12 protein-coding genes are annotated in these 13024 nt (G+C 74.8%); 10 read left to right on the forward strand and 2 right to left on the reverse strand.

What is annotated here, in order from left to right; translation table 11 throughout:
* The first annotated feature begins 84 nt into the window (after positions 1 to 84).
* The 5 genes from rplM to H7X46_RS01620 all read left to right on the forward strand — a co-directional run bounded on the left by rplM (position 85) and on the right by H7X46_RS01620 (position 3591).
* Positions 85 to 528: a 50S ribosomal protein L13 gene (gene rplM, locus H7X46_RS01600; protein WP_186357703.1), complete on the forward strand. Its 444-nt coding sequence runs from the start codon at positions 85 to 87 to the stop codon at positions 526 to 528.
* 29 nt (positions 529 to 557) lie between these two features.
* Positions 558 to 1103, forward strand: a complete 546-nt coding sequence (gene rpsI, locus H7X46_RS01605) for a 30S ribosomal protein S9 (RefSeq protein ID WP_370588559.1) — start codon at positions 558 to 560, stop codon at positions 1101 to 1103.
* 11 nt (positions 1104 to 1114) lie between these two features.
* On the forward strand, positions 1115 to 2452 hold the full coding sequence (gene glmM, locus H7X46_RS01610) for a phosphoglucosamine mutase (RefSeq protein WP_186357704.1): 1338 nt from the start codon (positions 1115 to 1117) through the stop codon (positions 2450 to 2452).
* Between the two features lie 248 nt (positions 2453 to 2700).
* Complete coding sequence (locus H7X46_RS01615; protein ID WP_186357705.1) at positions 2701 to 2946, forward strand: hypothetical protein; 246 nt, start codon at positions 2701 to 2703, stop codon at positions 2944 to 2946.
* Between the two features lie 198 nt (positions 2947 to 3144).
* Positions 3145 to 3591: a hypothetical protein gene (locus H7X46_RS01620; protein WP_186357706.1), complete on the forward strand. Its 447-nt coding sequence runs from the start codon at positions 3145 to 3147 to the stop codon at positions 3589 to 3591.
* Here H7X46_RS01620 and H7X46_RS01625 read toward each other — a convergent pair whose 3' ends face one another.
* Positions 3592 to 4380, reverse strand: coding sequence for an IclR family transcriptional regulator C-terminal domain-containing protein (locus H7X46_RS01625; RefSeq protein ID WP_186357707.1), 789 nt, complete (start codon positions 4378 to 4380; stop codon positions 3592 to 3594).
* A 148-nt stretch (positions 4381 to 4528) separates the two neighbouring features.
* On the opposite strand from H7X46_RS01625, the gene shiA reads away from it, so the two are divergent.
* Together shiA and H7X46_RS01635 are read left to right on the forward strand one after the other, a co-directional pair.
* Positions 4529 to 5863 (forward strand): shikimate transporter, encoded by a 1335-nt coding sequence (shiA, locus tag H7X46_RS01630; protein WP_186357708.1) that lies wholly within the window; start codon positions 4529 to 4531, stop codon positions 5861 to 5863.
* Positions 5860 to 6870 (forward strand): alcohol dehydrogenase catalytic domain-containing protein, encoded by a 1011-nt coding sequence (locus tag H7X46_RS01635; protein WP_186357709.1) that lies wholly within the window; start codon positions 5860 to 5862, stop codon positions 6868 to 6870. The genes shiA and H7X46_RS01635 overlap by 4 nt, the downstream gene beginning before the upstream one ends.
* On the opposite strand, the gene H7X46_RS01640 is transcribed toward H7X46_RS01635, so the two are convergent.
* Positions 6871 to 7761 (reverse strand): dienelactone hydrolase family protein, encoded by an 891-nt coding sequence (locus H7X46_RS01640; RefSeq protein WP_370588560.1) that lies wholly within the window; start codon positions 7759 to 7761, stop codon positions 6871 to 6873.
* Between the two features lie 118 nt (positions 7762 to 7879).
* On the opposite strand from H7X46_RS01640, the gene glmS reads away from it, so the two are divergent.
* From glmS to argG, 3 genes are all read left to right on the forward strand, one after another.
* A complete protein-coding gene (gene glmS, locus H7X46_RS01645; protein WP_186357710.1) occupies positions 7880 to 9748 on the forward strand; it encodes a glutamine--fructose-6-phosphate transaminase (isomerizing) in 1869 nt (622 codons plus the stop codon).
* 5 nt (positions 9749 to 9753) lie between these two features.
* Positions 9754 to 11226 carry an NAD(P)H-hydrate dehydratase gene (locus H7X46_RS01650; protein WP_186357711.1) on the forward strand — a complete coding sequence of 491 codons (1473 nt, stop codon included), beginning with the start codon at positions 9754 to 9756 and terminating at the stop codon, positions 11224 to 11226.
* A 185-nt stretch (positions 11227 to 11411) separates the two neighbouring features.
* On the forward strand, positions 11412 to 12839 hold the full coding sequence (argG, locus tag H7X46_RS01655) for an argininosuccinate synthase (RefSeq protein WP_186357712.1): 1428 nt from the start codon (positions 11412 to 11414) through the stop codon (positions 12837 to 12839).
* The last annotated feature ends 185 nt before the right edge of the window (positions 12840 to 13024 follow it).

The following is a 13024-nucleotide window of genomic DNA, read 5'->3' on the forward strand; positions in this document are numbered from 1 at the left end:
CACCGACACACCAGTGTGGGCCGGAGCCGCGCGAACCCCGCCGGTACCGCCCACCGAAGCCGAGAACGACGACGAGGTAGATCCGTGCCCACGTACAGCCCGAAGCCCGGCGACATCACCCGCGCCTGGCACGTGATCGACGCCGACGACGTGCGCCTCGGTCGGCTCGCCGCCCAGGCCGCCACGCTGCTGCGCGGCAAGCACAAGCCGACCTACGCGCCGCACGTCGACAACGGCGACTTCGTGGTGATCGTGAACGCGGAGAAGGTCTCGGTGTCCGGCAACAAGCGCGACGACAAGTTCGTCTACCGGCACTCCGGTTACCCGGGCGGTCTCCGCCAGCGTTCGGTCGGCGAGATGATCGACAGCCACCCGGACCGCCTGGTCGAGAAGGCGATCAAGGGCATGCTGCCGAAGAACCGTCTCGGACGCGCGATGGCCAAGAAGCTGAAGGTCTACGCCGGCCCGTCGCACCCGCACGGCGCCCAGAAGCCGGAGCCGTTCGAGATCAAGCAGGTCAGCCAGTGACCACCCCGAGCCACGAAGAGGGACAGCCCGTGACCAGCCCCGAGAACGGACCCGACGAGGTCGTCGACGCGGTCGAGACCGAGGGTGCGGCCGCCGAGGTGACCGAGGTCGCCGACGTCGACTACACGATCGGTGACGCCGCCGGCTTCGACGCCGACGCCTTCGCCGCCGAGGCCCCGGTGCCGGGCGACCGTCCCGTGCAGACCGTCGGCCGCCGCAAGGAGGCCGTCGTCCGCGTGCGCCTGCTGCCCGGCAGCGGCCAGTTCACGCTGAACGGCAAGCCGCTCGAGACCTACTTCCCGAACAAGCTGCACCAGCAGATCGTGAAGGACCCGCTGGTCACCGTCGAGAAGACCGAGCGCTACGACATCTTCGCGAACCTGCGTGGCGGCGGCACCGCGGGCCAGGCCGGTGCCCTGCGCCTGGCCATCGCCCGCGCGCTGGCCGAGCTCGACGCCGAGGACCGCCCGGCCCTGAAGAAGGCCGGCTTCCTCACCCGGGACGCCCGCGCCGTCGAGCGCAAGAAGTACGGCCTCAAGAAGGCCCGCAAGGCGCCCCAGTACTCCAAGCGCTGAACCGCAGCCGGATGCGTCGCCTCTTCGGAACCGACGGCGTCCGGGGCCTGGCCAACGGCGAACTCCTCACCCCGGAGTTCGCCGTTGGTGTCTGTGCCTCGGCTGCGCGCACTCTCTCGAACGGTGCCGGCCGCCGCCCCGTCGCGGTCGTCGGCCGGGACCCGCGGGCCAGCGGCGAGATGCTGGAGGCCGCGGTCGTCGCCGGGCTCACCTCCGCCGGCGCGGACGCGATCCGGGTCGGCGTGCTGCCCACCCCGGGCGTGGCGCACCTGGTCGCCGAGACCGGTGCCGACCTCGGCGTGATGATCTCCGCGTCGCACAACCCGATGCCGGACAACGGCATCAAGCTGTTCGCGGCCGGCGGTCACAAGCTGCCCGACGACGTCGAGGCCGAGATCGAACGCGGGCTCGAGACCCCGTTCACCCAGCGTCCCACCGGGGACGCGATCGGCCGGGTGTGGGACGCGCCGGACGCGACCGGGGTCTACGTCGCGCACCTGCTGGCCGCCGCACCGGGCTCGCTGACCGGGCTGCGCGTGGTCGTCGACTGCGCGCACGGGGCCGCCTCCGTCGCCGCCCCCGAGGCCTACCGGCAGGCCGGGGCGGACGTCGTCGCCCTGCACGCCGAGCCGGACGGCCTGAACATCAACGACGGCGTCGGCTCGACCCACCTGGAGCCGCTGCGGGCCGCGGTCGTCTCCCACGGTGCCGACCTCGGCATCGCCCACGACGGCGACGCCGACCGCTGCCTCGCGGTGGACGCCACCGGGAACGTCGTCGACGGCGACCAGATCATGGCCGTGCTCGCCCTCGCGATGCGCGACGCCGGCGAGCTCGCCCACGACACGCTCGTCGCCACCGTGATGAGCAACCTCGGCCTGCACCTCGCGATGCGCGACGCCGGGATCACCCTCGACACCACCCAGGTCGGGGACCGGTACGTGCTGGAGCGGTTGCGCGAGGGCGGGTTCTCCCTCGGTGGCGAGCAGTCCGGGCACGTCGTGCTGCCGGGCTACGCCACCACCGGTGACGGCCTGCTCACCGCGCTGCGGCTGATGTCGCGGATGGCGGCGACCGGATCGTCGCTCGCCGAGCTGGCCGCGGTCGTGACCCCGCTCCCGCAGGTGCTGCAGAACGTCGCGGTCACCGACAAGGACGCCGTCGCCGCGTCCGCCGAGGTCGCCGAGGCCGTCGCGAAGGCCGAGGCGGAGCTGGGCGAGACCGGGCGGGTGCTGCTGCGACCCTCGGGCACCGAGCAGCTCGTGCGCGTGATGGTGGAGGCGCCGACCGAGGTCGAGGCCACCGCCGTCGCGGGCCGGCTGGCCGAGGTGGTCGCGGCCGCGAGCTGATCTCTCCCGTGGTCCCGGACGGGGCCGTCGCCGTCGCGCGACGGCCCCGTTTCGTGTGCTTGCGGCCCGTTCGTGTGTGTCGGCCCGGCCACGTGTCGACCCGGCCCCGTTCGGTGTGCTTGCCCGGTCCTCCGTCCGGCCCGGATCCTCGGATGCGGCCGGCCGGTCGCGGTGTGGTCGCGTTCGCGATGGTGAACCGGGAGCGCGGCCGGCCGGTGCCGGCGGGACGGATGCCGCACGCTCGGTGGATGCGACCGGATCTCCGGCTGGATCCCGAGGTGCTCGAACGGGCTGCGGCGCGGCTTCGCGGCCTCGCGTCCGACCTGGGGGATACCTGCGCACCGGTGCTCACCGGCGAGTGCGGCACGACCGCGGGCCGGATCGCCGACGAGCTGGAGTCGCTGGCGGGAACCGCCGTACGGTCGGCCGCCGCCGCTCGGGAGGCGGACCGCGTCGCCGCGGGGCGCTTCGGTGGCACGAGGGATTCGGCATGAACCGGGAGCTCGGGAAGCACGCTTCCGCCCGCCGAAGGGCGGCATCGTGCGTCTCACGGCGCCGGTGCCGGTTCGAGTGGCACGATCTGGCCCCGCGCGGGGCGCGAACGTGACGCTCACGGCGGCGTCCGGGTTCGAGGCGCACGTTCCGGCTCGGTATGGGGCGGGAAGGTGCGGCTCGGCGCGTCCGGTGCGGCCATGACCGGGGTCGACGAGCAGGCCGCGGCGCTGCGCCGCCTGGTGGAGCGGCTCGACGACACGGCGGCCGTCCTCGCCGGGCTGCGGGACGCCGTCGCCGGAGCCTGGGACGACGCCGCCGGTCGGGAGTGGACCGGGCGGCTCGACCTGGTCCGCCGGGCGGCCGACCGGCTCGCCGGCGAGGCGGCGACCGAGGCGTCCGACCTGGAGCGCCGGGCCGCAGAAGCCGGTGCGGGCGAGGTCGCCGGTGCCGGTTCCGACGGGGCCGCCGGTGGCGACAGGGGTCCCGGTTCCGACCGGGCCACCGCTGTCGGCGGGACGCCCGGGCAGACGGCGGACGGCGCGGGTGTCCGGCTCCCCGGCCTCACCGGCACCCGCCCGCCCGACCGGCGCGGCGCGGTCGCCCCGCTGCTCCCGCCGATGCCCGGCGGCACCGCCGACCGGTGATCAGAGCCCGGACGCCGCGAGGTCCGCCTCGATGTCCGCGGCGGCCTGCAGGAGCCGCGGCAGGTGCCGGCCGGTCAGCTCCTCCCGGGTGGACACCCCGACGTGCGTGGAGACGTTCACGGCCGCGATCACCCGGCCGGCCCGGTTCCGGACCGGGGCGGCGATGCCGCGCAGCCCGTCCTCGAGCTCGTGCTCGACCAGGGCCCAGCCCTGCTCGCGGGCCGCGAGGACCGCGTCGCGCAGGGCCTGCGTGTCGCGCACCGTGTGGTCGGTGTGCCGTTCGACGGTGACCGCCGCGAGATGCGCGTCCAGCTCCGCGTCCGGCAGACCCGCCAGCAGCACCCGGCCCATCGACGTCGCCCAGGCGGCGTACCGGGTCCCGACGCTGATCCGCAGCCCGGACAGCCGGGAGCTCTGGGCGAGGGCCAGGTAGACGACGTCGCCACCGTCCAGCTCGGTCAGCGAGGCGGTCTCGCGCAGCTCGTAGGACATGGCCTGCAGGTGCGGGAGGGCCACGTCGACCAGGGACAGGCCGGAGAGGTAGGCGTAGCCGAGCTCCAGCACGCGCGGGGTCAGCTCGAAGCGGTCCCGGCCGCTGCGGCGGGCGTAGCCGAGATCGACCAGCGTGAGCAGCAGCCGCCGGGCGGTGGCCCGGTCCAGGTCGGTGCGCGTGGCGACCTCGCTCAGCGTCATCGACGGCGTGTCCGGCCCGAACGCCCGGACGACCCGGAACGCCCGTTCCACCGCCCGGACGAAGTGCCGCTCCTGCTGCCCGGCCTCCGTGACCATCGGACCCCTTCCGTCGCGGGGTCCGACCCTACCGGCGGTGCGCACCCGGCCCCGGCCTTGCGATCAGCGGTGACTCGCCGTACCGTTCGTGCGCACAGCACACAGATGTGCGCATAGCGCACAACGCAAGGACGCGTACGGAGCCCTCATGTCACAGCCGTCAACCGCCCCGGCCGGGGCCGGACGGGCAGCCGCCGGATCGTTCGTCGGCGCCGTCGTCGAGTGGTACGACTTCCTCCTCTACGGGGTGGTCGCCGCGCTGGTGTTCAGCAAGCTCTACTTCCCCACCGAGAGCCCGACGGCCGGTGCGCTGGCCGCGTTCGCGACGTTCGGCATCGGGTTCCTCTTCCGCCCGCTCGGCGGCATCGTGTTCGGCCACCTCGGTGACCGGATCGGCCGCAAGCGGACGCTGGTCTGGACGATCTCGATCATGGGATTCACCACCGCGCTGATCGGCGTGCTGCCCACGTACGACCAGATCGGGTACTGGGCGCCCGCGCTGCTGGTGACCCTGCGCTGCATCCAGGGCCTCGCGGTCGGCGGCGAGTGGGGCAGCGCGGCCCTGCTCGCGGTCGAGCACGCGCCCAAGCGGTGGCGGGCGTTGTACTCCAGCGGTGTCCAGGTCGGCTACTCGGTGGCGCTGCTGCTGGTGAACGGCTTCGTCGCGATCCTGGTCGGCGCGATGAGCGAGGGCGCGTTCGAGACCTGGGGCTGGCGGATCCCGTTCTTCTGCGGGCTGCTGCTGACCCTGGTCGGGCTGTGGATCCGGTCCGGGGTGGACGAGTCCGAGGTCTTCCGAAAGGCTGCCGCCGAGCGGGCCGCAGACCCGGCCGAGGAGCAGCGCCTGCCGGTGCTGGAGGCCGCGCGCCGGCACCCCGGCGCGTTCGGCAAGATCGTCGCGCTGCGGCTGGCCGAGCTGCTGACGATGTACATCGTCGTCACCTTCGCGCTGTCCTACGCCACCACCGAGTACGCGTTCTCGCGGGGCTTCATGCTCGGCGTCGGCCTGCTCGTCGGCGGGCTCGGGATCGTCACCATCCCGCTGTTCGGGTGGCTGTCCGACCGCTACGGGCGGCGCCCGGTCTACCTCACGGGGGCCGTGGCCGGGCTGGTCGCGTCGGTGCCGTTCTTCGTGGCGATGGAGCAGGGCTCGGCGGTGCTGCTCGTCGTCTGCTCCGTGCTGCTGGTCAACATCGGGCACGACGCGATCGTCAGCGTCCAGCAGCCGCTGTTCACCGAGATGTTCGGCGCCCGGCACCGCAACAGCGGCGTCGGCCTCGGGTACCAGCTGGCCAGCGTCGTCGGTGGCGGGTTCACCCCGTTCATCGCGACCGCGCTGGTCGCGCTCGGCGGCGGCGCCTGGCACTGGGTCGCGGCCTACCTCGCCGCCGGCTGCCTGCTGTCCCTGCTGGTCGCGGCGTTCATCAGCTACGAGCCGCACGCCGAGGACGCGCCCGCCACCGCGTCCTCGCACACCCCGTGAGCACGGCCGCGTCCCTCCGGCCCACCACGGGTGCGGTCCGCCTCACCGGGGCCGGCCACCTGGCGTTCGACCGGGTCGAGGTGCCGGCGCCGGGCCCCGGTGAGGTGCTGGTCGCGATCACCGCGGTCGGGCTCTGCGGTACCGACCTCGCCGTCCGCAGCGGCGCCCGGGCCGTGCCGGCGCTGCCGTGGACGCTCGGGCACGAGGGCGGTGGCCGGGTCGTCGCGACCGGGCCGGGAGTGGACCCGGGCCGGGCCGGCGAGGTCGTCGCCGTCGAGCCGAACATCGGGTGCGGGGCGTGCCGGTTCTGCGCGGACGGGCGCACCTCGGCCTGCGCGCGGCGGCGCAGCCTCGGGGTGAACGCGCCGGGGCTGCTGGCCGGGTACGTCGCCGTCCCGGCGGGCCACGCCCACCCGCTGCCGCCCGGGATCGCCCCGGACCTGGCGGAACGGGTCGTCGCCTGCGTCGAGCCGTGGGTCGTCACCCGGGCGGCGGTCCGCCGGGCGGGCCCGCGGGCCGGCACGCGGTGCCTGGTCGTCGGGGCGGGCTCGCAGGGGACCCTGCTGTGCCTCACGTTGCGGGCCGCGGGGATCACCCCGGTCGTCGCCGAACCCCACGAGGGGCGACGGCGGCGGGCCCTCGAGCTGGGCGCGGAACCGTTCGAACCCGGGGAGACGTTCGGGACGGTGTTCGAGACCTCCGGAGCGCCGGGAGCCTGGTCCACCGCCCGGGACGCCGTCGACCGGGCCGGCACCCTGCTGCTGATCGGGCAGCACGACGGGCCGTCCGAGGTCAACACGCACGACCTCGTGCAGAGGCAGGTGACGATCACCGGCTCGCTGATCTACGACCACCCGGGTGACTTCACCGCCGCGCTGGCCGAGCTGCCGGGCGTCGCCGACCGGCTGGCCGGGCTGATGGAACCCGAGCCGTTCCGGTTCGACCGGGCCGCCGCGGCGTTCGACGCCGTCGCGGAGGCCGGTGGGAAGGTGTGGCTCGCGCCCTGATCACCGGCCGCCGACGCCCAGCAGCCCGGGCTGCTCGCCGGACTCCTCGTCCTCGGGCCCGGGCAGGTCGACCAGCGGGGCGCCGGGGACGTCGCCCGCGGTCAGCGCGGACACCCGCTTCTCACCGGTCAGCTCCTGCATGAGGAACGCCGTGACCAGGGCGCGGGTGAGCTTGCGGGTGCGGTGCTGCGGGAAGTTCTGCAGCAGGAAGCTCGACCAGTGCCGGCCCTCGCAGAAGCCCAGGTGGCCGGCCTTCTCGATGGTCCGCACGGTCACGTCACCGCCCGCGTCCCGCTGCGCGGCGGCGATCCGCTCGGCGTGCCCGGCGGCCGGGGCCATCGAGTCGACGGCGGCGGCCAGGTGCAGGGTCGGCGCGCCCACCCGGGCCGCGGCCTCGATCGCGGACGGCTTGACCTCCGACGGGGCGAGGGTCACCAGCGCGCGGAGCCGTTCCCGCCGGGCCGCGGCGAGGATCGCGGCGCCCCCGCCGGTGCCGTGCCCGATCAGGCCGGTGCGGCGGGCGTCGACGCTGATGGTGCCGTCGCCGAGCCGGACCCCGACGCACACGTCGAGGACCGTGGCCAGGTCCGCCGAGAAGCGGGACATGCTCGGGACCGGGCCGCGCTGGGTGTCCGGCGCCGCGGCGACGAAACCCCAGGTCGCGAGGTGCCGCAGCAGCTCGTGGTAGCGGCGGACCGGCTGCAGCCAGGCATGCCCTAGCACGACGGCGGGCAGGTGGAAGCCCTCCGCCGGGGCGTAGACGATGCCGGGCAGGCCGATCAGACCGAGGTCGCCGAACCGGACCGGGAGGGGCCCCGGCCGGGACAGCACGCCGAGGGCGTCCTTGGCCCCCTTCATGGACGGGGGACGGGTCACGCTGGTCCTGGCCACGGACGGCACCGTACCGGTGCAGGTCACGCCGTGCCCGTCGCGCGCCGCGCCCGGCGTGGCGCTCGCCCGGCACCCGGCGCCGGAAGATCACCGACGGCACGCCGATACGCTCGTCGGCATGTGTGGCATCGTCGGTTACGTCGGTCATCGGGTCGCACTCGACGTGGTTCTCGGCGGCCTGCGCCGTCTGGAGTACCGCGGGTACGACTCCGCCGGTGTCGCCCTCCCGCTCGACGGCGAACTGCTGATCGAGCGCCGGGCAGGCGCCCTGGCCAACCTGGAGGCCCGGCTCGACGAGGTCGGCCGGGACCGGTTCACCGGCACGTCCGGGATCGGGCACACCCGCTGGGCCACCCACGGCCCGCCCACCGACCGCAACGCGCACCCGCACCGCAGCAGCGACGGGAAGGTCGCCGTCGTCCACAACGGGATCATCGAGAACTTCCTGGAGCTGCGCGCCGAGCTGGAGGCCCGCGGGATCTGGGCCGAGTCCGACACCGACACCGAGACGGCCGCGCACCTCGTCGCGCTGGCGTACGCCGGTGAGCTGGGCGAGGACACGGCCGGGGACCTCACCGCGTCCGTCCGCGCGGTCGCGCGCCGGCTCGAGGGCGCGTTCACGCTGGTCGTGACGCACGCCGACGACCCGGACCGGATCGTCGCCGCCCGCCGGTCGTCCCCGCTGGTGCTCGGTCTGGGCGCCGACGAGACGTTCCTGGCCTCGGACGTCGCCGCGTTCATCGAGTTCACCCGCTCGGCCGTCGAGCTGGGGCAGGACCAGGTCGTCACGATCACCCGCGACGGCTACGAGGTCACCGACTTCGCCGGGGACCCGGTCGAGGTGAACCCGTTCGAGGTGACCTGGGACCTCGCCGCCGCCGAGAAGGGCGGCCACGACTACTTCATGCTCAAGGAGATCGAGGAGCAGCCGACCGCGATCGCCGACACCCTGCGCGGGCACATGATCGACGGCCGGATCGTGCTGGACGAGCAGCGGCTCACCGACCAGGAGCTGCGCGACGTCGACAAGGTGTTCGTCGTCGCCTGCGGCACCGCCTACCACTCCGGGCTGCTGGCCAAGTACGCGATCGAGCACTGGACGCGGCTGCCCGTGGAGATCGAGCTGGCCAGCGAGTTCCGCTACCGGGACCCGGTGCTCGACCGGTCGACGCTGGTCGTGGCCATCTCCCAGTCCGGCGAGACCGCGGACACCCTGGAGGCGCTGCGGCACGCCAAGGACCAGAAGGCCCGGGTGCTGGCGATCTGCAACACGAACGGGGCGCAGATCCCCCGCGAGTCCGACGCGGTGATCTACACCCACGCCGGGCCGGAGATCGGCGTCGCCGCCACCAAGACGTTCACGTCCCAGATCGCGGCGAACTACCTGGTCGGGCTGGCACTGGCGCAGGCCCGCGGCACCAAGTACCCGGACGAGGTGGTCCGCGAGTTCGAGCAGCTGGAGGCGATCCCGAAGGCGGTCGCCGAGGTGCTGGAGTCGCTCGGTGCGGCCCGCGCGCTCGGCCAGGAGCTGTCGCCGTCGAAGGCGGTGCTGTTCCTGGGCCGGCACGTCGGCTACCCGGTGGCGCTCGAGGGCGCGCTCAAGCTCAAGGAGCTCGCCTACATGCACGCCGAGGCGTTCGCCGCCGGCGAGCTCAAGCACGGCCCGATCGCGCTGATCGAGGACGGGCTGCCGGTCGTCGTCGTCATGCCGTCGCCGAAGGGCCGCGCGGTGCTGCACGCCAAGCTGCTGAGCAACATCCAGGAGATCAAGGCGCGCGGGGCGCGGACCGTGGTCATCGCCGAGACCGGGGACGAGACCGTGCGGCCGTTCGCCGACCACCTGTTCGAGCTCCCGGCGGTCCCGACGCTGCTGCAGCCGCTCGTCGCGACGATCCCGCTGCAGGTGATCGCGGCCGAGATCGCCCGGGCCCGCGGCTACGACGTCGACAAGCCGCGCAACCTGGCCAAGTCGGTCACGGTGGAGTAGGCGCCGTGCAGGGGGTGTACACGGCCGGGCAGGTCCGGACGGCCGAGGCCGCGCTGATGCGGACCGTCGCGGACGGCGTGCTGATGCGCCGGGCCGCGGCCGGGCTGGCCGCCCACCTGCGCGGCCACCTCGGCGCCACCTACGGGCGCCGGGTGGTCCTGCTGGTCGGGGCCGGGGACAACGGCGGCGACGCGCTGTGGGCCGGTACCGAGCTGCGACGCCGCGGTGCCGCGGTCACCGCGCTGCTCCTGACTCCGGACCGGGCCCACCCGGGCGGGCTGGCGGCGTTGCGCCGGGCCCGCGGCCGGGTGCTGCCGGTGGAGCCGGGCACCCTCGACACGGCACGCGGGCTGGTGGCCGGGGCCGACGTCGTCGTGGACGGCATCGTCGGCATCTCCGGGCGGGGCCCGCTGCGCGAGCCGGCGCCGGCGCTGGTCGCGGCGGCCGGCGAGGCCGGAGTCCCGGTGGTGGCCTGCGACCTGCCGTCCGGGGTCGACCCGGACACGGGCGCCACCGCCGGTCCGCACGTGCGGGCCGCGTTCACCGTGACGTTCGGGGCGTGCAAGCCGGTGCACGCGCTGGCCGCACCGCTGTGCGGGCCGGTCCGGCTGGTCGACATCGGGCTCGTCCCGTTCCTGCCCGACGATCCGCACGCCCTGCTGCTGTTCGACGCCGACGCCGGGGCGGCCTGGCCGGTCCCCGGCCCGGACGACGACAAGTACACCCAGGGAGTGGCCGGGATCGCGGCCGGCTCGGCGACCTACCCGGGTGCCGCGGTGCTCGCGGCCGGCGCGGCCGTGCTCGCCACGTCCGGGATGGTGCGTTTCGCCGGCCCGGCCGCCGACGAGGTGCGCCGGCACTGGCCCGAGATCGTCGCCACCGGGGACCTCACCGACGCCGGCCGCACCCAGGCCTGGGCGGTCGGGCCCGGCATCGGGACCGGCTCGGCCGGGCTGGCGGTGCTGGAGGCCGTGCTCGACCGCGAGGTCCCGGTCTGCATCGACGCCGACGGGATCACCCTGCTGGCCCAGCACCCGCACCTGCGGGAACGGGTGCACGGCGAGCCGGTCGTCGTCACCCCGCACGCCGGCGAGTTCGCCCGGCTCGCCGGGGAGGTCGGGCCGGACCGGGTCGCCGCGACCCGCCGGGCCGCGGCCGAGCTGGGGGTGACGGTGCTGCTCAAGGGCAACGCGACCGTCGTCGCGGCCCCCGACGGGCGGGTGCTCGTCGACCCGGCCGCCGACGCGTGGGCGGCCACAGCCGGCTCCGGGGACGTGCTCACCGGCATGATCGGCGCGTTGCTCGCGGCCGGGCTGGACCCGTGGTGGGCGGCCGGCTGCGCGACGCTCGTGCACGCCCGCGCCGCGACGGCCGCCGCCGGGGCGCACGGGGTGCCGGCGGTCCCGGCGCCGGCGACGGCGCTGCAGGCGGCGATCCCGGACGCGCTGCGGGCCGTCCGCGCCGCCGCGCGGGGCTGACCGCGCCGGTCACGGGCGCCGAGAGCACCGCACCACGCCGGTCACGTGGCTGCTGCACCCCGTCCCGGCGTGCCGCACCCCGCCCGACGGGTGCGGCACGCCGAGAAGGGGTGCGGCACGCCGATACGGGCTGCGGCAGGGCACCGGCCGACCTGCAGCGGAGGCGGGTTGTTAGCGTTTCGCGCGTGCCGAAGATCCTGACCAGCCTCCCCGTCGGCGAGCGCGTCGGCATCGCCTTCTCCGGTGGCCTCGACACCTCCGTCGCCGTCGCCTGGATGCGCGAGAACGGCGCGGTCCCGTTCGCCTACACCGCCGACCTCGGGCAGCCCGACGAGCCCGACCTCGTCGCGGTGCGCGAGCGTGCCCTCGAGTACGGCGCCGAGTCCGCCCGCGTCGTCGACTGCCGCCGGGCGCTGGTCGACGAGGGCATCGCCGCGATCGCCTGCGGTGCCTTCCACATCCGCGCCGGCGGGATGCCGTACTTCAACACCACACCGATCGGCCGTGCGGTCACCGGCACCCTGCTGGTGCGGGCGATGGCCGAGGACGGCGTCTCGATCTGGGGTGACGGCTCGACGTTCAAGGGCAACGACATCGAGCGGTTCTACCGGTACGGGCTGCTGGCCAACCCGGCGCTGCGCATCTACAAGCCGTGGCTGGACGAGGCGTTCGTCGACCAGCTCGGCGGCCGCACCGAGATGAGCCACTGGCTCGGCGAGCGGAACCTGCCGTACCGGGCGTCGGCGGAGAAGGCGTACTCGACCGACGCGAACATCTGGGGTGCCACGCACGAGGCCAAGAAGCTCGAGCACCTCGACACCTCGATCGAGATCGTCGAGCCGATCATGGGCGTGCGGTTCTGGGACCCGGCGGTGGCGATCGAACCCGAGGACGTCACCGTCGAGTGGGAGGCCGGCCGCCCGGTCGCGATCAACGGCACCCGTTACGACGACCCGGTCGAGCTGGTCACCGAGGCGAACCGGATCGCGGGCCGGCACGGGCTCGGCATGACCGACCAGATCGAGAACCGGATCATCGAGGCGAAGAGCCGCGGCATCTACGAGGCCCCGGCGATGGCGCTGCTGTTCGTCACCTACGAGCGGCTCGTCAGCGCGATCCACAACGAGGACTCGCTGGCCGCCTACGAGACCGAGGGCCGCCGGCTCGGCCGGCTGCTCTACGAGGGCCGCTGGCTGGAGCCGCAGTCGCTGATGCTGCGCGAGTCGCTGACCCGCTGGGTCGGCAACGCGATCACCGGATCGGTGACCCTGCGGCTGCGCCGCGGCAACGACTGGTCGGTGCTCGACACCCGCGGCCCGGCACTGGCCTACGCCGAGGACCGGCTGTCGATGGAACGCGTCGAGGACGCCCCGTTCACTCCCGGCGACCGGATCGGGCAGCTCACCCTGCGCAACCTCGACCTGGCCGACTCCCGCGCCAAGCTGGAGCAGTACGCGGCGACCGGGATGCTGGGCGGGTCGTTCCGGACCTTCGTCGGCGACGTCGAGGCGGGCCGCGCGGCGGAGATCACCGCCACCCCGGCCCCGCCGGAGGGTGTGGAGCAGGCAGAGGAGTCGCTCGACCGGGCCGCGATGGAGTCCGGGACCGACTGAGGCCCGGCGGTCGGGGGCCGAAGCATCTGCGCTGAGGCCCGGCGGTCGGGGGCCGGAGCATTTGCGCTGAGGCCCGGCGGTCGGGGGCCGAAGCGGCGGCACTGAGCGCCGCCTCGGCCCTGGCGCGGCGGGGCCGCCCGGCCCGGATGCGATGATCGGTGCCGTGTTGCCAGCCACCGAACGCG

Origin of the sequence: Pseudonocardia sp. C8, assembly GCF_014267175.1 — a bacterium.
Lineage (GTDB): Bacteria > Actinomycetota > Actinomycetes > Mycobacteriales > Pseudonocardiaceae > Pseudonocardia.